The sequence below is a fragment of the Treponema denticola ATCC 35405 genome (genome assembly GCF_000008185.1).
In the GTDB taxonomy this organism is placed as follows: Bacteria; Spirochaetota; Spirochaetia; order Treponematales; family Treponemataceae; genus Treponema_B; species Treponema_B denticola.
On record NC_002967.9, the window covers coordinates 306,662 to 326,908 of the forward strand.

Genomic DNA, 20,247 nt, shown 5'->3' on the forward strand with positions numbered 1-20,247 from the left:
ATACTGCCGGCAAATAGTGAAAAATAGAGTATTCCTGTGGATATTATTGAGAATTTATGGTATAAAAAGAAAAGAATATTTAGGGTAAGTTATATGGAGGGAACATATTTTATGCACAATGGGATATCTATAGGAAAAGGCATTTTGTGGGTACTTGTTTGGTTTGGCTTTATGATCTTGTATACTATTCTTGATGTTTCAATATGGAGAAAGATAGCCCCTGAACATAGCAGAGTTTTGAACATAATTACTGTTATTTTGTGTATGACTATATTCCTTGCTTTACTAATGAGAAAAACAAATTTCAGACCTAATTTATTTACGAATATTTCTTTTCAAGGATTAATATTAGCTGTAGGCTGTTCCATATTGTTCTATTTCCTTTTAGATAAAGGATTAGATCCTATATTTGAAAGTTTTTTTCCATCAAGCAGAGAAAATTATCAACAAACAATTCAATCAATAAGAGCTGCACCAATTATCGGTTTACTTGATTTTTGCATACTTGCACCTATTCTTGAAGAAATCTTAATGAGAGGATTTCTGCTTGAGGGTCTATCAATAAATTATGGAAAAATTGTTGCCTTACTTATATCTGCAGCACTCTTTGCTATGCTCCATTTCAATATAGCCCAAATAGTTCCTTCATTTATTTGTGGTGTGATTTTAGGCTTACTTTATTTTCATACAGGCTCAATATTTTCTTGTATACTTGCTCATATGGGATACAATTTAATTGCGTACAGTGTGATAGTTTTACCCATATATAACAAATAATGGAAGAACTGAAAAGTACAGACTACCGCTAAAACTGTAATTATACATTTTCTGTTATTTAATTAAATATCCTTTTTCAACGGCTTTTTCCAATAATTGCAGGACAAAATTCCATATTTTTTCCGAGCCGTCTTTAATATGCATATTCTTATTTATTACCATATCATATGTTATGTTATTTTTCTTCCAAGAATAACCTTCAGACATATAATTTTGAATTATAGGTTCCAATCTATCAAATACGGAAGCAAATTTTGCTTCATTCGTTTTTCTTTCTTCAAATTCTTCCCATAAGCTTAAAAAATATTTTTTTTGATCCGGTTCCAATAAACCGAAGATTCTATCTGCCGCTTTTTTTTCATTATTATAAGATTCATCTCTTTGTGAAGAATATAAAAAGGTATCTCCTGCATCTATTTCAACGATATCATGGATTAATAGCATTGAAATAACTTTTTCAATATTAACTTCAAAATCGGCATATTCTTTTAACAAAATACACATGATTGAAATTGTCCAAGAGTGTTCGGCATCATTTTCCAATCTTTCGGAATTAAATAATTTTGATTGCCGGAAAATATGTTTAACTTTATCTATTTCTATAATAAAATTGAGTTGATTAACTAGTTTATCATTTTGATTAAAATCAATTAAAAATGTTCCTATTCTTTTCGACTCCATTTTTTTTCTCCTTTCGTTTTTGTAACTTCCGCTTGACCTGTAACAAGGCTTGTCCTGTTTGTCGGCGTTGAAGCGGGTGTTAGGATAGTATTTTTAAGCCATATTTTTTATACTTTATAACCTGTGTATCAACAGATAAAAAATAATAATCAGACTTTATTGATTGCCAAATCATAATTCTATCAAATGGGTCTTTGTGCTCTATAGGTAAGTTATAAAAACTAATTAATTCATCATTTTTAAAAGGTCTGCACTTAAGAAAACTATTTTCTACTTCTTTGTAGAATTCTTCCGGACTCATTCCTTTTAGGGATAATTTTCCCATATTATATTTTATTGATATTTCCCATAAACTAGCTTGACTATAAAAAATTTCATTTTCGTCTGCTAATAATTTATTATAAACTGATTTAGATATTTTGCTTGTATCAATAAATGCCCATAATAAATAGTGCGTATCTAATAGGATTTTCATACATTAATAAACTCTTCATCTGTTATTGTCCAATCCTCACTGAATTCAACTTTTACTTTTCCTTCTAATGTGCCAAGCTTTCTCGCTTTGATTCTTTTATACTCTTCAATTGGAACAATCACGGCTATCGTTTCTTGTTTTCGACCAAAGGCAATACCAATTTCGTTACCTAATTCTACTTCTTTCAAAAGTGCAGAAAAATTCATTCTTACTTTAGCTACCGGTAATGTTTTCATATAAATATAATAACATATATGTACAACATAGTCAAGTTGCATTTGTTAAGTCAGTATTAAGAAAATTTTATAATGAGAATATCCTTTTTATACTTAATAAAACTTTAAAAAGTTCTTCCATCATTTCTTTGTTCGGCAAATGGCCTGAATTTCCTACTACTCTATAGTGTAAATTTTTATTACCAGAACTTTCACAAAGTTCCTTTATAATTTTTGTAGGGGAAACTATATCGGTTTCTCCCTGTAAAATATAATACGGAACGCTTACATTCTTTAATTTCTCAGATAAATCAATACGAAGAATTTCGTTCCACAAAGAAATATTATCTTTATAGCCGTTTATAAACATAGCTTTGAAATCTTTAAATGTGTAATCAGGCGATTGAAATAAACCTAAAATAATTTTTCCGATTTCAAGGGGCTTTGATTTTTTATTATTGTACGCATTTGTCTTTTTTCTCAGCAAACAGGATACTAATTGCAAATCTTTACTTTTTATATTATCGATATCCGTATTTTTTATCCTATTTATTATCCGTTCCGAAACGCCGCTTTCTTTTAATGCATTATACACTTCTTCGTTGTAGAAAATATTTTTTACAATTTGTCCTATCGCCAAAACTCCATCAATCACTTTTGCTTTTTTTTCAGTGACCGATAAACTTAATATGCTTCCCCATGATGCACTGAAAATAAATAATTTATTGTTCGGAAATTCTTTTTTTATAGAATCAATTAAATCGCAGGTCATCTGAACAAACCGGTTTATTGTGAAATTATCGTCAATTTTATAGTTATTGATTCCGCAACCGAGCTGATCCCAACAAACCGTAATAAAATTATCGGTAAATTCAGGAAACATTCCTCTACAACCCACACAAAGCGGAATCGGCGTTCCCGGGCCTCCATGCAACGTTATTAATATCGGCAAATCATCACGTTTGCCTTCAACTAAAACCTTTTGCGAGAATCCGCCTAGATTAAATTCTGAAATATGTGAAATTTTATTATTTTTTATGACTGTTTTTCTGGTTTTATTCATTTGTTTTATCTTTATTTATCAAGCCTCTGGGTTGTCGCTCTAACATCCGCTTAACCTGCATTTGCGGCTTGTCCTGTTTGTCGGCGTTGAAGCGGATGTTAGGCGGATTTATCTACACGGCCAGCTTTAACTCCGTAATAATTTTAGCTATTTTTACAAAATCATCATCATCGTGTAGAAGCGGAATATTATTTTCAATCGCTGTTTCTGCAATCAGCAAATCTACCGTACTACGAATTGTAAAACCTTTTCTACGGCAACGGAAATTCAACAAAGCTGCATTTTCAAATGATTGAATACCTAATCTTAACGAATACAATGGTACATCAATTAAATAAGATTTCAAAATAGCAAATTCTTTTTCGTCCTTTGCACCTTGCAGAATTTCTTGATAAATAAATTCATTGATACAAAAATGTTTTTCTTCCTCAATCAATTTTTCAAAATATGTGGTACCGACAGTTTTCCTGCCGCGAAAAAAATTGATCAACACAGAAGTATCTACTAAAATCATTGAGAACTCCGCATTGCTTTATAATCATATCCATCGGCAAACTGAATTTTACCTTTTAGATCGGCAATACTATGCTGTCTTTTTTCAGCGGGAAATTCAATTGTTTCCATGTATGAAATAACCATTCGTGCCTGTTCATTATCAAGCATTGCAAAATAATCCATCGCTTTTTTTTTAAGAGCCGTTTCTACCATCAAAAACCTCCTTATAAAAAACACGCCAATAGCGTGTGAGCATAACGCATATTAGACCTACTAATATGATATACCAAGATATCAAGTTTTTCAAGCAATAAAAAACATTTTATCTCGCCCTTACGAATGCATATACCGTATTTCAATCCATCATTTCCGTGTTGTTAAAATGTCTCCAGCTGCATTTCAAGTTCATTCTTTTTTTCACCGCACAGTTCTTTGACAATCTTTCCGCCGGATAAAATCAGTACACGCGAACAGATTGTTTTGATAAACTCAATATCATGGGTGATAACGATAACAGTCTTTTTATCGTCAGCAAGCCGCTTGATTATGCGACCTGCCTCTTGCATGCTTTTAAGATCAAGCCCGCTGGTGGGTTCATCAAAGATAAGGATGTCCTTTCCGCACAGTACACTGACCGCTACTGCAAGCCGCTGCTTTTGCCCGCCGGAAAGGGAAAGCGGATGCCTCTCTTTTAGCCGGTTAAGCGAGAGTTCCGTTAACACTTCATCGATAGCGGGATCCGGCAAATCTTTGATACCTAATCGGCATTCAGCATATACGCTGTCCGTAAAAAGCTGATGACCGACATCCTGCATCACCATATATGAACGCTCTCTCCGCATTTTTCTCGATAGGGGGTTGCCGTCAAAAGATATGCTTCCCGCTGCTTCTTGTGTAAGACCGCATAACGTACGCGCCAATGTCGTTTTCCCCGCTCCATTTTCTCCCGTTATTGCAATAATTTCTCCTCCTGTTGTAGAAAACGAAATATCTTGCAGAACGGATGTATGCCCTAATTTGACGGTAATATCTTTTACTGCAAAGGTATGCCCGCCGAAAGATACGCTTACATCGGGAGATACATTTACAGTCTCAGCTTTAACATCAGCAAGATTTCTACAGCGCAATTTCATACTTTTTATCTGTGCTTCAGGAAGATCAACAAATGTTTTAATATCCATATCATGAGCAATCTTTCCATTTTCCATAAAAATTACCCTATCAGCTATATCCATCAAATACCATATACGATGTTCGGCAATGATAATAGTCTTTCCCTGTAATTTGATTTTTTTAATCAGTTCGCTCAGTTCTTTGATAGAATGATAATCCATATTAGACGAAGGTTCATCCAACACAAATATGTCAGGTGCTGCAGCATACACTGAAGCAAATGCGATCTTTTGTTTTTCTCCTCCGGAAAGTTCAAAAATGCTGCGTTCGCGCAAATTTTGTATCTGTAAATCCTCGGTAACTTTTTCAAGGCGGCTCAGTAATTGCTCCGGAGGAAGTCCTCGGTTTTCCAAACCGAATACGATTTCACTATCAGTATCGGTATTAAAAAACTGTGTTCTTGGATTTTGAAAGACCGTCCCGACGCTATCGGAAAGCTGCGCAATATCCGCTTCCTCACTGTTCATTCCATTTATAATTGCTTCTCCGGAAAATTCTCCTTCAAAAAAATGGGGAATTAAACCGTTGATTAACCGAGTCAATGTTGTTTTACCGCAGCCTGATGCGCCGCATAGCAGAACGCATTGTCCTTTCGGAATATGAAGAGATATATCACACAAATTATTTTCTTTTGTTCCATTATAAGAAAAAGAAATATTCCGTAAAGTAATCAAGGAAGAACCGCTCCTTTTACAGAATTGAAAATGATAAGTACAACAAGACTCAAGTAAAGAAGGAGGAGCAGTGCATCCATCATCCGGAACCGTATGTTTTCAAGACAGCTCCTCCGTTCAAGATGATCTATTCCCCGTGTAATAGCAGCCTGTGTTATCTCGTCGGATATTTTTGACGCTGACACAAGCATCGGTACATACACATATTCCATTGTCCGTACCGGATGAAAAAGCAATCCTGCAGGAGAAACCGATATGCCCCGCAAGGACATCGCATCCTTGATAAAACCCCATTCTTCCGTCATTGTCGGAAAATAGCGCAGCGTAATCGATAATGCAATGGTAAAACCTTTCGGCAGGTGTAAGCGGCTGATTGCCGCCAAGAAGGTACTTACCTTGGTTGTCCGGATGAGAAGACTGCCGAGCATAAAACACGGAATGAGTTTGCGTATGTATACGGCAAACATATAGAGAATGCCGCCTGCCGTTACCGGGAGGTGCGGCACTAGCAGCATCGGCAGTGCCAGCAAAATGATAAAGGCCGCACCGCTCTTAAATGCAAGCCGAATATGTTTTGCTTGTAAGAGCAGCAAAAAGGGGATAAATGTAAAAGCGCCTTCTATCAGCGTACTCTCATTCAAAAAAACCGATACACTCGTAATTGCAAGAATGAGTAATTTGGTGCGGGGATCCAAAAACATTTACACAATTCCCGCCTTTTCAAAATGTTTTTTCAGCAATTTTTTTCCGATCATTCCGCCTATTATCGCACACACAACCGTTCCCGCTATCATTGCCGGAACCACCCATCGGTTAGCACCGATTGCGTTAATGACTTCGGCAAAAGATGAAAAGTCTCCTTTTTTGCGCATAAACGCATCAAATTGAGCGGGCATCACAGCCATCGGTATATACGCCCCCATCGGTGCAAGCGCAAAAATACAATACGCCGTAAGGTTTTTCTTAAAAGATTTAAACTCGCCGAAAGATGCAATACCGTCTGCAATAAAACCGAAGATGATAAAAAAGACCGACATCATCCAAAACATTCCGGTAATAAAGAGCAACAATCCTGCTAAAATCCCCAAAATCGAAATTGCACCCCGTTTTGGAATTTTTGCGGTATATAGCATAAAAATACTGCCCGCAAACAATGCGACAATCATCGGCATAAACGGAAACGTAACCGGCGTCATCTGCGCAACACCGCCGATGATAAAAGCAGCCGCAAAATAAACAAGCGAGAAAACGCCGATAGAAATAAAATCCTTGGTCTGTAATGTGTTAGTTTTTTTGTTTTTCATATTCTCCTTATATCAGCTTTAAAAGCCCCTCCCATTAAAAAATAGCAATGCTATTTTATTTAGTATATACAATTTCTTTTTGATTGTCAAGGTAATAAAAAACTGTTGGGGCGCATATTAATCTTTTTGAGAAATAAATATTTGCAAATTTAATACCGCTGAATTTCCAACAGTTCCCCGATTGTTTTTTTTTGAATTTTTTGCTATTATTTTTGCTTAAATAAGATTTTGGAGAATGTGAAAATGCTTGATAAGATGCGTAACATAGGAATAATGGCTCACATAGACGCTGGAAAAACCACCACAACCGAGCGTATTTTGTTTTATACGGGAAAAATTCATAAGATAGGCGAAATAGATGACGGTCAAGCAACCATGGACTGGATGGCACAAGAACAGGACAGGGGAATCACTATCCAAAGTGCAGCCACTACCACTTATTGGAAAAACTTTCAGATAAATATAATCGACACTCCCGGGCACGTAGACTTTACGGCCGAGGTAGAACGTTCCTTGCGTGTCTTGGACGGAGCCGTTGCAGTCCTCTGTGCAGTCGGAGGAGTTCAGCCCCAGACCGAAACTGTTTGGCATCAGGCAGACCGGTACAAGGTTCCCCGCATTTGCTTTGTAAACAAGATGGACAGAATCGGAGCCGACTTTTTTGCAGTTTTAAAAGATGTGCACGAAAAATTCGGCGTTGAAGTCATGCCCGTTCAAATTCCTATTGGAGCAAGCGACAGCTTTGAAGGAGTTATCGATCTTATTGCAATGAAAGAAATTCACTGGGATGCTGCAACCGAAGGCGAAAAATACGAATATACCGCAATAGCCCAAGAGCGCCTCGCCTTGGCGGAAGAATGGCGCGAAAAAATGCTCGATACTATTTCTTCAGCTTCGGACGAAATCACCGAGCTCATCCTTGAAGGAAAAGATGTCCCCGAAGAGCTTATCAAAAAAGAAATAAGAAAGGCGGTTTTAAATCAAAGCTATATTCCGTTTTTATGCGGGTCTGCACGAAAGAATATCGGAGTTCAACCCTTAATCGATGCAGTCGTCGACTTTTTGCCCGCCCCCAATGAGGTTCTTCCGGCAGAGGCCTTTAATCCCAAAAAGGAAGAAAAGCTTTCTGTCCCCTGCAAGGCAGAAGGAGCACCCTTAGGCCTTGTATTTAAAATTCAATACGATAAGGATGCAGGAAGCCTTTGCTATGTCCGAATGTACTCGGGTAAAATCAAATCGGGCGATCAAGTTTTTAATACGGGAAAAAAGAAAAGAGAACGCGTAAACAGAATCTTGCGTATGCATTCAAATAAGTCGGAACAAATGGATTCCGTTCAAGCCGGAGATATTGCCGTTTTTATCGGTTTAAAAATCTCTCAGACAGGAGATACTCTGGGCTCCGAGGGACAGCCTCTCTTGCTTGAATCCATGCAATTCCCCGAACCTGTTATTTCCGTTTCGGTAGAACCTAAAAGCTTATCGGAAAGCGACCGCTTAAAAGAGGTCTTGGAAATTCTTTCAAAGGAGGATCCGACCTTTACAAGCCGCGAAGACAGTGAAACGGGGCAGCTTATAATTTCCGGCATGGGAGAACTTCATATAGATGTTTTAACCCGCCGAATGTTGGATGATTTTAAGGTAGAAGCCAGAGTCGGAAACCCGCAGGTTACTTACAGGGAATCCATCACTACCGAAAAAACTCAAACCGAAAAATACAGCAAGCAGCTGGGCGGGAAAGACAATGAAGCTGAACTTACCCTTACTGTCCGCCCCCTTGAAAGAGGAAGCGGAAACCGCTTTGTTTCAAAAGTTAAGACCTTCCAAAAGTCCGGTTCGGGCGGCACCAATGCTCTCCCCGAAGATCTTTTAGAAGCCGTTAAGCGTTCTATTGAAGGCTGCTTTAGTTCTGGCATCAAGGTCGGTTATCCTTGCACCGACATCGAGGTAGAACTTGTTTCGGTAAAATACAATGAACTTACGGCAACCCCCTTCGCCTACGAAGCTGCCGCCGCAAAATGTTTTGATGATGCTTGCAGTGCAGCAGCCCCCGTGCTCTTGGAGCCGGTAATGGCTGTGGACATTATGAGTCCCAAAGAATTCGTCGGAGATGCCATGAGCCAAATCACTCAGAGGGGAGGCTTAATCTCAAGCATGGATTCAAAGGCAAGTACCGACATTGTACACGCTCAAGCCCCCATGGCAAAGATGTTCGGCTTTTCCACCGACCTCCGTTCAGCCACTCAGGGAAGAGCATCCTTTACCATGAGCTTCAGCCATTTTGAAATTAAACGGTAGAAATAAAAAAAAGTCTTAGGGTTTAAATATTTCACTAATATCAGCTAATTCTTTATTCTTTCCTCTATTTCGTCTTTATCGATTTCACTGATACTGCCGTCCTGTTTTGAAACAAATAAAATTTTTTGAAAGCGTTTTGCAGTTGAAATATTATTTGTAACGGCAGCGATTGCAGACTTTTTAGTAAAAATTAAATTAAACATCAAGTCTTCTATTTCCGTATTCACATTACGGGAAAACTCATCCAAAAGAAGGACGGGACAATCGGAAGTCAAAAGCAAAATTCTAGCTAATGCAATTCTACTGCGCTCTCCATCCGATACGGTTAAGTTATTCATATCCATAACAGTATCCAAGCCCTCCGGTAAGGAGTTTACAAAATGCGATAATTTAAGTGCATTTAATATTTCCATTATATCGGAATCGGGAATAGCTTTGCCGAATACAAGATTGTCCCGCAATGAAATATTAAAAATATGTGGATGACTCCAAAGACAAGGAATTGTATTTGCGCCTAAGGCTTTTAAATTATATGTAAGCGAGCCTGGAAACTCCGCTTCATTCATAGTAAGGATTCGTAATAAGCTTGTCTTTCCCGAACCGTTTTGTCCTACAACGGCAATTCTATCGCCTTCATTTAGTTTAAAATCGATATTATTAAATATAAGTTTATCGTTTTTAGCAAGCGAAACATTCTTTGCGTTAATCAGAGCTCCATCGCCATGAATGTTTTTCTTGTGATTGTTTTCACATTCTTCAATATAATTAAAATATTTTTTTGCTATAGGAACCGATCTTTTTATTTGCCTTGCCGCTAAAAAAATAGTTGACATGTTTTGATTAGCCAACGAAATAATAAAGATTATGTATAAAAGATTTGCCAAATTAACGCTGGGCAATGTAAAAAGACAGAAAACACTTATGACAATAGGAATAAAATAATTTTGGCCTTCAAAAAAAATATTTTTTACGGCTTCCAGTTTTTGAATCCTATTTCTGATTTTTAAAAGCTCTTCGTCTTTTTGTAAAATAGATTTTTCGCATTCAGATTTAATCGAATTATTTAATGTTAAAAAAATCGATTGAAATGTAGTTTTAACAATACCGCCGTAACTTATGCTCTCATCATCAAGTAAGTCGTAAGCTCCGTTTATTTGCTTATCCAAATAGGTAATAAAAATATTAGCTGATATAATTATTACCAATAAAATAGCAGGAAGAAATACTGATATGGACAATAAAAAAGCATTAAGAATAATAATATTAAAACAAGCAGCCGTAAATTGAAAACAAAAAGGAATAAGAACATTTATGTCTTGAGTATAGGACATTATATAAAAGCCCTCTTCCTCTGCCTTACGGTTGCTGTTTACCAAACTATGGTGAAAGGCCGTTTTCATCATAGGCGGTAATGCACGATAAGTAATGGAATTATTTAAAATGAGCTCATAAATACTTTGGACTATAGCATACACTACAACGGATATCGACATAGCTAAAAGAGAAGCAAAAGGAAACCCGTCCAATATTTTATTAAGGCTCATCCTTCCTAAAACAAGAAATATGGAATTACACACATTTAGAGCAAGTAAAAAAATAAGAAGAAATGTTAAACTCTTATAAAATTTTTTGTATAAAGTATAAACGGTTTTCATAAGTTCTCTCCTTTTTGCATATTCTGATATACCGAATTGTAAAAGTCTTTTATCGGCGGATTCGTTAAAGCATATTTTGCTTTTATATCGACGCGGATATTTCCGGCTTGAAAATAAAGCACCCGTTCAAAGTATTGAACATGTTCGTTTTTATGAGAAATCATAATTACCGTACTATCGGTTGACATTAGGTATTTTAAAAAGCTGTCTTCAACCGCAACATCCAGAGAGCTGAAAGTTTCATCAAGAAAAAATATTTGAGGCTTTTTAATAAGCTCTCTTAAAAGTGAAACCGTAATTCTTTCCCCGTCAGATAAAGTATCGGGATCAAGAACCGTATCAAGGTCATGTAAAAACGGAATAAATTCCGCAATACCCACAGAACGAATAAGAGACTTTAAGACATCGTCGCTAATTTTTTCAAGACTATTTAAAAGCAGGTTATATCTTAACGTACCGGGCAAGACCAATCCTTTTAGATCAAGGAATGAAGTGTTTTGCAAAAAACTTTCAGAAGAGAATTCTTTTACTTCCGTACTGCCGTAGTTTACTTGCCCTTTTTGATTATAGTCTGCACCCATAAGACAATTTAAAAATACGGATTTTCCCGAGCCGGAGTCTCCTATGATTAAAACTTTTTCACATTGTTTAATATTTAGATTGACATTATTAAGAAGGTATTGGTTTCGTAAGTTCACGGTTAATGAATTAACATTGATATCATCATAATTAAATAAAGCGCTTCCTCTTTTGGCTTCTTCTTTTTGTAAAATCTCTTCAATGGGTTCAATCATTGTTTTTAGATTTTTAATATGTTCAAATATAGAAATCGTACTCAAAGGATTCGGCAATAAAATAAAAAGCATATAGAAAGGCATTATCGTGTTCCCTGCGCTCTTATCTTTAAAAAGAAATAAGGCAACCAGAAGTGAAAGAAGAGGTAAAACTTTTTGAATAATGCGCTCCAAATTATTTCGGCTTATCGCTATACCTTCCTTCTTTTTAAAACACCCGTTACAAAGTTTATCCATTTTAAAAAAAATACCTTGTTCAAAATATTTATGCGAGCTTACCGAGCGGATATCCAAGCGTCCGGAAACGGAATCTCCGAGTTCCTTGTACAAGGAGGGAGCGGTTTTTATTCTCAGCTTATCTATGTTCCGAATAAGGCGTAAAAAGAACCTATCTATTAAAAAAAATATAAATAATAATCCCAGTGACAAGACAGTCAACATCGCACTTACATAAAAAAGTTTTATAAAAATCAAAACACAAATTACAGCATTAAAAAAAAGCCTGTATATTTTTAAAACATCATTTATAAAAAACTCGGGATAACTTTGCAATGAATCTAAAACTTGAGCATAGTTTACATCATAATAATAAGTAAAGGGAAGTCTTAAATATTTTTCTACCATATCTTTTTTTATCTGCAATTTTCTACGCCCAAAACGGATGATTGCAAAACGCGCAAGTATATTGATAAATAAAAGACCTGCAATTAAAACAAGAGTTTCTACAAGAGGTCTTGCTTGAATAGTTTTAAGGCTTAATAAATTTTCTTGAAATGCAAATAAGCGGGAAGAATATAAATCTAAAAGAATATATTGAGCCCCGAGTAAAAACAAAAAAATAAAACTCATATAAAAAGAGAAAACTTTTAACTTTGGTTTATTTGACATTAAAACCTCCTTATATAATTACTACACTTATTATTCTATTATATATATATTGTCAAGTTATATTTATTTTAGTATACTCAAAATTTCTTCTTGTGTTAAAGCATCAACTAAAATATACTTAGCATCTATAAATCGATATTTGTCTTTTGACAGGCGTGCTATAAAATCCTGATATTCAATATCTCCTGCGCCTTGATAAGATTCTTCATCATCTGGATCGCCGTTAATAATAACTAGGGATAATTTCCAAGAACTTATATCTTCATCTTTTACTATGTTTATATTCCTGTATTCTACACTCGGCTTATAGGGCAAAATGGTTTCTACTTCTTGGGTTAAAGTATAAAGCCCAATAATTTTTTTTGTAGCATTATCCTCAAAAAACATCTGATTTGCTGAAAAAGCATCTAAATACTGAATATCTTTAAAGAATTTACTAAATGCTTCTATTGGATTTTCAGAATTTAAAAATCCTTCGACAATCGTATGGTTAATAGCTACTTCGCGGAAAATTCCAAAACTGATGTATTCATCCGTATCTTTATTTTCAAAATAAGATTTTATTCCGAATAAGATATCCTCGGTATAATTAAATTGATCAATATCCTCGACTGTAAAATGTTCCCCTCTTTCACTGACAATATCACTCCCTAACTTCCGGGCTAAATCTTTAATATAGGTGAGAGCAATTTGCCAATCTTCATTTGTGCTTGGCGTGAAAACTCTCACAACATACTGATTAAACTCCTTTGCAAAAGAGAGCTCAAACCCGCGAGAGCTTTCCCCATATACTCCGCATAGCAAACATTCATAATCGGCAACAGACGAGTTATAGAATTTTTCTAAATCGAAATTATTTTGTGTTTCATCAAAAGCAAATTGCTCTATCTTTTGTGAAGAAAACCCTAAACATTCTTTTACGGTCATGGGTGTTTTACTTTTAAAAAAAGTTTTTTTGTTGTTAATATAAAATGATACGCTCATAATGTCCTCCATCGTATCTGACAAATTTATTTATGGATGTTTATTTTTTTCCATGTTATATAATCTTTTTTTACCTTCATATCTTTTAGCATAGTCCATGCTTCCAAAGCGTCTTTTCTTGTTGCATTTTTTTCATTTGCCAGATAATCGCTTATAAAGTTATTAAATTTACAGGATGGAATTTGCGGAAGCTTTTCTTCAGTTTTATTTAATCGAATATATTCGCAAACGACATCATTATAAGTTATTTTTTCGCCATTAGAAAGCTTATTTTCAATCCAACGATTAAGCCAATATTTTGCGCCTGATTTCGGTTTTAATCCCGGAACTCGTTTATCCATTTCACTATTGATGAATTCCCATGTTTCTTTTTTGTTTCTAAAATTTTTAACATAACTATGATTATTCAATATGTCTATATTCCGGTTTTTAATCCGAAAACTATTCTTTTTATTTACCGTTCCGATTTCCAAAAATTGAATAATCATGTCTTCAAGCTGATCCTTTCGTGTTCTTGAATCAAAAGGAATTTCAAGCGACTTTGCTAGTGCTTTGAGTTCACTCATATACCAATATTTATTCTCAAATTCTTTTATTGTCATAGAATCTTTTGCTTATGTGCAGTAATTATTGTGTAACTGTATGCATTAACGGTTATAATAATTTTCCATAATCACGTTTTGCATAAAATATATGCATTATAGTAACTATTTTTTTATTATCATCTTGCCTTATCAGTGATTTGAACATTATAAATCATATCGACTTTTTATTTCCTCTATAGCCTCATCAATACCGGAAACCCTGCCGTTTTGTAAATCCATTTCTGCTTCTTCCAAATTACCATAAAGATTATTAAAAAAAGCATTTCCTTCATATGTTTCCATACTCATAATAACCATATCACCATAGCCATTTTTTGTTATAAAAATCGGCTCATTTGTTTTATGACAAAGATTTGAAATCGCACTCGTATTTTTTAAGTCGCGAATTGGTACTATTTGCGGTATAAACACCTCCTAAAGGTATCATTATACCATAATGATACCTTTATGCCTATAGTAAATACTTTTTTATTTCACTATGAATTTTCACATAATCATAGGCAAAAACCTAAACCTTATGGTTCTTCAATCTAACCCGGCACTTACTTTCTCAACATACTCACAAATTTCTTTCAGTTTTTCTTCCAAACCCCATGGCGGATTTGTGATTAAAAGGCCTGAGCCTTGTAAGCCGTATTCATTTTCAGAGTCTATCTTGTTTGAAAAATGCTTGACTTCAATGTTTAATACTTTATTGTTCATGGCCTTGCTGATTCGGTCTTTTAAATTTCGGCACTCTTCGGTTTTGTGATTCAATATAGGGTACCAAATTATAAAGATGCCTATAGGCCATTTTTTACAGACCTTTTCGACAGACTCTGCAATCGCTGTATAATCAGAATCGACTTCGTAGCTGGGATCAAACAAGGCAAAGCCCCGGATAGGAAGAGGAGGTGTAAGTGCTCTGACAGCCTCATAGCAATCTCGTTTATGCACATGAACATTTTCTACACGCTTATACAGTTCTTTTAATTTTTCAGCTTCGGCAGAATGTAGATCGCATAAAATCAAATTGGATTCTTTTTGTAAAAATGAACGGATGATTTCTGGAGAGCCGGCATAAGAGGAATTTTCATCATAGTTTTTTAGGCAAAAATCCAAATAGGCTTTAAAGCCTTCAGGTATCGGAAGAGGCAGTTTTTCTTTTTTATATAAATCTAAAAAGCGGATTATCCCCTCTTCCGCTTCGCCGGTTTTTAAACTCCATTCGCTTAAAAGATTATAGGAAGCACTTCCTGCATTTAAATCAAAGGCCGTAAATGGTTTTTGCTTTTGAGTGTAGACTTTTAAAAAAGAAAAGAGAGCCGAGTGCTTAAAAACATCAGCCTGATTTCCCGCATGAAAGCCGTGGCGATAACTCAGCAAATTTTAAACCCTCTTATTACACCAAGCCCCTTTGCGGTAGTGATATAGAATGACCATAAATTCGGCTGCCTCCGAAAAAATATATGAAGTCCAAACGGCAAATAAGGGAAGATGTAAAATATTTACAACTAAAAATAAAAACGGGATTTGTACAAACCAGCGAGAACCCAAGGTAGAATAAAGTATGGGCCTTGTATGACCCGAACCTGAAAAGACCACAGCAAGCCCCAATCCCATAGATAAAATTATAAAGGACGGATAAAATATACGCAACATTAAACTACCCTGCAAAAGCATCGACGGATCATTTGGGAAGAAAAACCGCAAAAAAGTTTGAGGCATTCCCATAATTATGACTGCAAAAATTCCTACTACAGAGGCTGACATAAAAGCGTTTATCTTAGAAGTAAGTTTTGCTTCCTTAACATTATCTCGGCCAAGGCTTTGCCCCACCAGAGTTGCGCCTCCCATATTAAACCCGAAAATAGGCATAAAGGCAAACTGTGAAAGCTTTCCGCCGACACCTGCAAGAGCAACTGCATCGGCACCGTATACCGTTACGAATTTCATAATCGTTACTTGAGCAAAGCTGCGGACAAGGGAATTAATACCTGAAGGAAGCCCTATGAGTAAAAGGTCGGTATCTATTTTTTTGTCGAGTTTAAAAAGACCTTTAAAGCTTATTTTTACCTTGCGTCTTCCGCTTAAAAGAATTAAAAATCCATATAAGAAACTTATAGTTCGGGCTGTTACCGTTGCAAGGGCTGCACCAAAAACACCCATACCTAAGCCCGGAATATTTGTTCCGGGAATTATATCGAACATAAAAACAGGATCTAAAACCAAGTTTATGATAGTGGATATTATCATGATGTGCAAGGGAGTTTTTGCATCTCCGGTACATCTAAAAATCGTATTTACCGAATATGAAGAAAACATTACAGGAATAAAAAAGATTCTCAGCCATCCGTATTCCAAAGCGGAATTTAAAACTTCTTGATCCGGAAGAAAAAACCATAAAATCGGTTTTAAAAAAATGGCTAAAAGAAAAGCAGACATTATTGCAAGGACAACCTTAAAACTGATAGTCTGTTCGGCAATACGCTGAGTCTTTTCCATATCGCCTCGGCCGTAGTTTTGCGAAATCATCGACACGGAACTTGCACCTGCGACTTCATTTAAAATGGTAAAAAGCATGTATATGGAAGAAAAAAGGGTAACACCTGAAAGAGCCGTTTTGGATATCTGTCCTACCCAAACCATATCGACAATGTCATAAAAGTTTTGCAAGCCTGCAGAAATCATCGTAGGATAAGCCAGCTTCCATAAATTTTTTGATATTTTTTTAGGTTTTAATTGAAGACCGGTTTCATCACAAACACACTTTGAGCAGGATAGATTCTCCATAATAGCACACTCTCCTTTAGGCTTTTAAATCGGCAATCTCCCAATTACCAATTATACTTTTTTTGAAGAAAAAAGATTTTTAAAGATTGACGGTTTTATCTCTCCATCTTTTTTTAAATTATTTTTTAGGCTTATCTTTCCGCCGGAAAAATTATAGATGTGTTCTTCAGAGGCAACAACTAAAAGAACATCATCTTCTTCAAATTTATACTCAGGGTCATCCATAAAGATAAAGTCTTCGCTTTCTTTTTTTCGGCGGGCTATAATGTTTACCCCCATATCTTTTCTGATATTGGATTCGGCAAGGCTTTTACCGACATATCGTGCTTCTACTCCGACTTCGGCAAGGGCAAGGTTTTTTGAAATAGGCATAAATTTAAGAAGGAGGTCGGCAGCTAAAATAGGGGTTGTTCTTTTGGCCGCTTCACTGTCGGGATAAATTATTCTGGTGGCTCCGACGGTTTTTAAAAGTCTTCCGTGTTCATCGGATTGGGCTCGTACAACAATGTTTGCAATGCCTAAATTTTTTAAGATGGTCGTGCTGATTACTGAAAGCTCTACCTTGCGGCCGAAGTCTACGATTACCGTATCCACCTTGGAGGGAAGAATTTTGCGTACTGAAAGCTCGCTTATTTCTTCAAGTACAATTGCAGAAGAAGCTTTAGATTTATACATTTCAATAAGGTCTTTATTTTGCTCAATGATTATAACCTCAGCCCCGATTTTTATAAGCTCATCCAGCATTCGTACCCCGAAGGTACCCAATCCCATAATCGCAAATTTTTTCATAAACTTTACCTATTCTTCATCGCGGGCAACAACATCAAGCCCTATAAGCATATCGGGGCTTTCAATATCTAATATTCTTACACCCTGTGCAGACCTTCCCATAGTGCCGACAGAGTCTACGCTTATGCGGATTGTTTTTCCTTGGCCCGTTATGCAGACAACTTCATCGTCATCAAAGACGGTAAGAAGCCCTACAACCTCTCCCGTTTTTTCAGAGAGGGTATAGATACGCTGTCCTCCGGTTCCCCTTCCATGAGCTGAAAATTCGGAAAACTCCACGCGCTTACCGTAGCCGTTTTCGGTCATAACAAGCATCTTTTGATTTTCCGTCACTCGGAGTGCGCCCGTAAGTTCGTCCTCAGAAGAAAGCTTTATTCCGGTAACACCGCGGGAAGAACGCCCTTGAGAGCGGATGTCTTCCTCGCTTGTGCGGAGGGCTTGACCTCGGCGGGTAATCAGCATGATTTCGTCCTTGCCGCCTGTAAGAATTGCACTTACAAGTTTATCGCCCTCATCGAGTTTTATCGCTATGATTCCGCGGGTTTTTGCATTTGCAAAATTATCGGTTGTTACTTTTTTTACAACACCGCCTGCTGTTGCCATCAAAAGATAGGTCTTATCGTCGAATTCTTTTAAGGAAACAACAGCCGTAATTTCTTCATCGGAAGAAACGGAAAGAAGGGATTTTATGTGAGAGCCGCGGCTTGTTCTGCTGGCTTCCTGTATTTCATGCACCTTTAACCAGTAAGCCTTTCCCGCATTTGTGATAAACATAATATAGTCATGGGTTGAGGCCGTAAAAATCTGATCCAAAAAGTCATCTTCGGCAAGGTTTACGGAATTGGAACCCTTGCCGCCTCTATTTTGGCTCTTATAGGCTGTGGCAGGAATACGCTTAATATATCCGAGGTGGGAAATTAAAATAACCATCTCTTCTTTTTTAATAAGGTCTTCGATATTGAGTTCTTCAACCTCATCGGCTACTATATCGGTCTTGCGCTCATCTCCGAATTTTTCGGCTATCTCGTTAGTTTCTTCCTTTATTAGAGCTAAAATCTTTTCGGGGTGGGCAAGGAGGTCCTTTAAGTGAGCGATTAGAACCTGTAATTCCTGTAACTCTTTTCGGAGGTCTTCAATTTCCAAGCTGGTTAAACGCTTTAGCTGCATATCGACTATGGCCTGAGCTTGAACATCATCAAAGCCGAACCTTTCCATCAAGTTGTTTTTTGCCGTTTGCGGATCTCGGGATGACCTTATTATTTTGATAACTTCATCTATATTGTCGATGGCGACGATGAGGGCTTCCAAGATATGAGCTCTTTCTTCCGCCTTACGCAAATCGAATTTTGTTCTGCGGGTAACTACATCGACCCTGTGCTCGACAAAGTATTTTACAAGAAGTTTTAAGTTAAGGGTTTCAGGCCTTCCGTTTACAAGAGCGAGGTTTATAACTCCGAAAGAAGATTGAAGGGCAGTCTTTGCAAAAAGCTGGTTTAAAACAACCTTTGTAATAGCCCCCCTCTTTAGCTCTATAACAACTCGCAAGCCTGTTCTATCCGAAGTTTCATCGTTTACGTTTGCGATTCCGTCTATAATTTTTTCGCGGGCCAGTTCCCCGATACGGGATACAAGGGTGGTCGTGTTTACCTGATAGGGTACTTCGGTAAAGACTATTGTTTCTTTTCCTTTTTTATCGACCTCGATTGTAAATTTACCGCGTACCAATATTTTTCCGCGGCCTGTTTTAAAGGCTTGTTTTATTCCCTTTCGTCCGTAGATAACTCCGCCTGTCGGGAAGTCGGGACCCTTCATATATTTACAAAGCTCGTCTATTTCGATTTCGGGATTGTCTATGTAGGCTGAAACCGCATCGGCTATTTCGCGTAAGTTGTGGGGCGGCATATTGGTTGCCATACCGACGGCAATTCCGCTTGAACCGTTTGCAAGCAAGAAGGGAAATTTAGCCGGAAGAACGGTCGGTTCTTTTGTAGAATCGTCAAAGTTCGGAATAAAATCGACTGTTTCTTTTTTTATATCCTCGACCATGGTTTCGGCTATTTTGGCCATCTTAGCTTCCGTGTATCGGTAAGCTGCGGGCGGGTCGCCTCCTATGGTTCCGAAGTTTCCTTGGGGATAAATAACCGGATAGCGGAGAGAGAAGTCCTGTCCAAGGCGGACGAGGGCATCATAGACCGAAGCGTCGCCGTGAGGGTGGTAACTTCCTAATACATCACCTACGATCTTAGCACATTTTCGGGTGGGGCCTGAACTGCGTAAGCCCTTTTCTTCCATTGAATAAAGGATACGTCTGTGAACGGGCTTTAGACCGTCCCTTACATCGGGCAGGGCTCGGCTTACGATAACTGACATTGAATAATCTATGTAGGCTCTTTTTACTTCATTTTCGATAGGAATCGGAATTACGGCTCCGCCTTCCTTAGTTTGTATCTCTTCCACGCATTATACTCCTAAATTCGAGGCATTTTAGCATAAAAAAGGGGCTTGGTCAAGGAATGGAGAAAATTCAACTATCTGCAAACCGGAAAAGTGCACCTAGCCGTAGCATAAAATAAAAAAACAGATTACCGAGCATTCCCGACAATCTGTT

The 20,247-nt window shown here is 36.9% G+C and carries 20 protein-coding genes; 2 read left to right on the forward strand and 18 right to left on the reverse strand.

All coding sequences use genetic code 11. The features are described from left to right. Positions 1 to 111: 111 nt before the first annotated feature. Positions 112 to 777: a CPBP family intramembrane glutamic endopeptidase gene (locus TDE_RS01350; RefSeq protein WP_002666383.1), complete on the forward strand. Its 666-nt coding sequence runs from the start codon at positions 112 to 114 to the stop codon at positions 775 to 777. 54 nt (positions 778 to 831) lie between these two features. Here the strand turns inward: TDE_RS01350 and TDE_RS01355 are convergent, their stop codons facing one another. From TDE_RS01355 to TDE_RS01395, 9 genes are all read right to left on the reverse strand, one after another. Further along, the gene (locus tag TDE_RS01355) at positions 832 to 1,458 is read right to left on the reverse strand and encodes an HD domain-containing protein (RefSeq protein WP_002681215.1); all 627 of its coding nucleotides are present in this window, start codon (positions 1,456 to 1,458) and stop codon (positions 832 to 834) included. 79 nt (positions 1,459 to 1,537) lie between these two features. Further along, positions 1,538 to 1,933 (reverse strand): type II toxin-antitoxin system VapC family toxin, encoded by a 396-nt coding sequence (locus TDE_RS01360; protein ID WP_002672691.1) that lies wholly within the window; start codon positions 1,931 to 1,933, stop codon positions 1,538 to 1,540. After that, positions 1,930 to 2,169, reverse strand: a complete 240-nt coding sequence (locus tag TDE_RS01365) for a type II toxin-antitoxin system Phd/YefM family antitoxin (RefSeq protein WP_038125541.1) — start codon at positions 2,167 to 2,169, stop codon at positions 1,930 to 1,932. The genes TDE_RS01360 and TDE_RS01365 overlap by 4 nt, the downstream gene beginning before the upstream one ends. Before the next feature lie 67 nt (positions 2,170 to 2,236). Continuing rightward, positions 2,237 to 3,211 carry an alpha/beta fold hydrolase gene (locus TDE_RS01370; protein WP_002676624.1) on the reverse strand — a complete coding sequence of 325 codons (975 nt, stop codon included), beginning with the start codon at positions 3,209 to 3,211 and terminating at the stop codon, positions 2,237 to 2,239. A 112-nt stretch (positions 3,212 to 3,323) separates the two neighbouring features. Beyond that, positions 3,324 to 3,725, reverse strand: a complete 402-nt coding sequence (vapC, locus tag TDE_RS01375; protein WP_002681217.1) for a type II toxin-antitoxin system VapC family toxin — start codon at positions 3,723 to 3,725, stop codon at positions 3,324 to 3,326. Further along, positions 3,722 to 3,919: a hypothetical protein gene (locus tag TDE_RS01380; RefSeq protein WP_002676626.1), complete on the reverse strand. Its 198-nt coding sequence runs from the start codon at positions 3,917 to 3,919 to the stop codon at positions 3,722 to 3,724. Before TDE_RS01380 ends, vapC begins: the two co-directional genes overlap by 4 nt. Positions 3,920 to 4,083: 164 nt before the next feature. Next, entirely contained in the window at positions 4,084 to 5,553 is a 1,470-nt protein-coding gene (locus tag TDE_RS01385; protein ID WP_002681219.1) for an ABC transporter ATP-binding protein, read from the reverse strand. Next, positions 5,550 to 6,254 (reverse strand): energy-coupling factor transporter transmembrane component T family protein, encoded by a 705-nt coding sequence (locus TDE_RS01390; RefSeq protein WP_002681221.1) that lies wholly within the window; start codon positions 6,252 to 6,254, stop codon positions 5,550 to 5,552. The genes TDE_RS01385 and TDE_RS01390 overlap by 4 nt, the downstream gene beginning before the upstream one ends. After that, positions 6,255 to 6,857 carry an MptD family putative ECF transporter S component gene (locus tag TDE_RS01395; RefSeq protein WP_002666370.1) on the reverse strand — a complete coding sequence of 201 codons (603 nt, stop codon included), beginning with the start codon at positions 6,855 to 6,857 and terminating at the stop codon, positions 6,255 to 6,257. 243 nt (positions 6,858 to 7,100) lie between these two features. Here TDE_RS01395 and fusA point away from each other — a divergent pair, with 243 nt between their 5' ends. Further along, positions 7,101 to 9,152: an elongation factor G gene (fusA, locus tag TDE_RS01400; RefSeq protein WP_002681223.1), complete on the forward strand. Its 2,052-nt coding sequence runs from the start codon at positions 7,101 to 7,103 to the stop codon at positions 9,150 to 9,152. Positions 9,153 to 9,196: 44 nt separating this feature from the next. Here the strand turns inward: fusA and TDE_RS01405 are convergent, their stop codons facing one another. From TDE_RS01405 to gyrA, 9 genes are all read right to left on the reverse strand, one after another. Continuing rightward, on the reverse strand, positions 9,197 to 10,807 hold the full coding sequence (locus TDE_RS01405) for an ATP-binding cassette domain-containing protein (RefSeq protein ID WP_002681225.1): 1,611 nt from the start codon (positions 10,805 to 10,807) through the stop codon (positions 9,197 to 9,199). Next, positions 10,804 to 12,489 carry an ATP-binding cassette domain-containing protein gene (locus TDE_RS01410; RefSeq protein ID WP_002681228.1) on the reverse strand — a complete coding sequence of 562 codons (1,686 nt, stop codon included), beginning with the start codon at positions 12,487 to 12,489 and terminating at the stop codon, positions 10,804 to 10,806. Before TDE_RS01410 ends, TDE_RS01405 begins: the two co-directional genes overlap by 4 nt. Positions 12,490 to 12,552: 63 nt before the next feature. Further along, complete coding sequence (locus TDE_RS01415) at positions 12,553 to 13,473, reverse strand: DUF4299 domain-containing protein (protein WP_002681229.1); 921 nt, start codon at positions 13,471 to 13,473, stop codon at positions 12,553 to 12,555. A gap of 26 nt (positions 13,474 to 13,499) precedes the next feature. Further along, positions 13,500 to 14,075, reverse strand: coding sequence for an SAP domain-containing protein (locus tag TDE_RS01420; RefSeq protein ID WP_002681230.1), 576 nt, complete (start codon positions 14,073 to 14,075; stop codon positions 13,500 to 13,502). A 147-nt stretch (positions 14,076 to 14,222) separates the two neighbouring features. Beyond that, positions 14,223 to 14,489 carry a type II toxin-antitoxin system Phd/YefM family antitoxin gene (locus TDE_RS13400; protein WP_002681231.1) on the reverse strand — a complete coding sequence of 89 codons (267 nt, stop codon included), beginning with the start codon at positions 14,487 to 14,489 and terminating at the stop codon, positions 14,223 to 14,225. Between the two features lie 114 nt (positions 14,490 to 14,603). Further along, positions 14,604 to 15,443, reverse strand: a complete 840-nt coding sequence (rlmJ, locus tag TDE_RS01430; protein ID WP_002681232.1) for a 23S rRNA (adenine(2030)-N(6))-methyltransferase RlmJ — start codon at positions 15,441 to 15,443, stop codon at positions 14,604 to 14,606. 3 nt (positions 15,444 to 15,446) lie between these two features. Further along, positions 15,447 to 16,850, reverse strand: coding sequence for an MATE family efflux transporter (locus TDE_RS01435; protein ID WP_002681233.1), 1,404 nt, complete (start codon positions 16,848 to 16,850; stop codon positions 15,447 to 15,449). A 51-nt stretch (positions 16,851 to 16,901) separates the two neighbouring features. After that, positions 16,902 to 17,639, reverse strand: coding sequence for a potassium channel family protein (locus TDE_RS01440; protein WP_002681234.1), 738 nt, complete (start codon positions 17,637 to 17,639; stop codon positions 16,902 to 16,904). 9 nt (positions 17,640 to 17,648) lie between these two features. Continuing rightward, positions 17,649 to 20,096 carry a DNA topoisomerase (ATP-hydrolyzing) subunit A gene (gene gyrA / locus TDE_RS01445; RefSeq protein WP_002681235.1) on the reverse strand — a complete coding sequence of 816 codons (2,448 nt, stop codon included), beginning with the start codon at positions 20,094 to 20,096 and terminating at the stop codon, positions 17,649 to 17,651. Between the last annotated feature and the right edge of the window lie 151 nt (positions 20,097 to 20,247).

Coding starts and splice junctions, on each gene's coding strand:
- TDE_RS01350 (WP_002666383.1), top strand. CDS start 112: ATGCACAATGGGATATCTATAGGAAAAGGCATTTTGTGGGTACTTGTT.
- TDE_RS01355 (WP_002681215.1), bottom strand. CDS start 1,458: ATGGAGTCGAAAAGAATAGGAACATTTTTAATTGATTTTAATCAAAAT.
- TDE_RS01360 (WP_002672691.1), bottom strand. CDS start 1,933: ATGAAAATCCTATTAGATACGCACTATTTATTATGGGCATTTATTGAT.
- TDE_RS01365 (WP_038125541.1), bottom strand. CDS start 2,169: ATGAAAACATTACCGGTAGCTAAAGTAAGAATGAATTTTTCTGCACTT.
- TDE_RS01370 (WP_002676624.1), bottom strand. CDS start 3,211: ATGAATAAAACCAGAAAAACAGTCATAAAAAATAATAAAATTTCACAT.
- vapC (WP_002681217.1), bottom strand. CDS start 3,725: ATGATTTTAGTAGATACTTCTGTGTTGATCAATTTTTTTCGCGGCAGG.
- TDE_RS01380 (WP_002676626.1), bottom strand. CDS start 3,919: ATGGTAGAAACGGCTCTTAAAAAAAAAGCGATGGATTATTTTGCAATG.
- TDE_RS01390 (WP_002681221.1), bottom strand. CDS start 6,254: ATGTTTTTGGATCCCCGCACCAAATTACTCATTCTTGCAATTACGAGT.
- TDE_RS01395 (WP_002666370.1), bottom strand. CDS start 6,857: ATGAAAAACAAAAAAACTAACACATTACAGACCAAGGATTTTATTTCT.
- fusA (WP_002681223.1), top strand. CDS start 7,101: ATGCTTGATAAGATGCGTAACATAGGAATAATGGCTCACATAGACGCT.
- TDE_RS01405 (WP_002681225.1), bottom strand. CDS start 10,807: ATGAAAACCGTTTATACTTTATACAAAAAATTTTATAAGAGTTTAACA.
- TDE_RS01410 (WP_002681228.1), bottom strand. CDS start 12,489: ATGTCAAATAAACCAAAGTTAAAAGTTTTCTCTTTTTATATGAGTTTT.
- TDE_RS01415 (WP_002681229.1), bottom strand. CDS start 13,473: ATGAGCGTATCATTTTATATTAACAACAAAAAAACTTTTTTTAAAAGT.
- TDE_RS01420 (WP_002681230.1), bottom strand. CDS start 14,075: ATGACAATAAAAGAATTTGAGAATAAATATTGGTATATGAGTGAACTC.
- TDE_RS01435 (WP_002681233.1), bottom strand. CDS start 16,850: ATGGAGAATCTATCCTGCTCAAAGTGTGTTTGTGATGAAACCGGTCTT.
- TDE_RS01440 (WP_002681234.1), bottom strand. CDS start 17,639: ATGAAAAAATTTGCGATTATGGGATTGGGTACCTTCGGGGTACGAATG.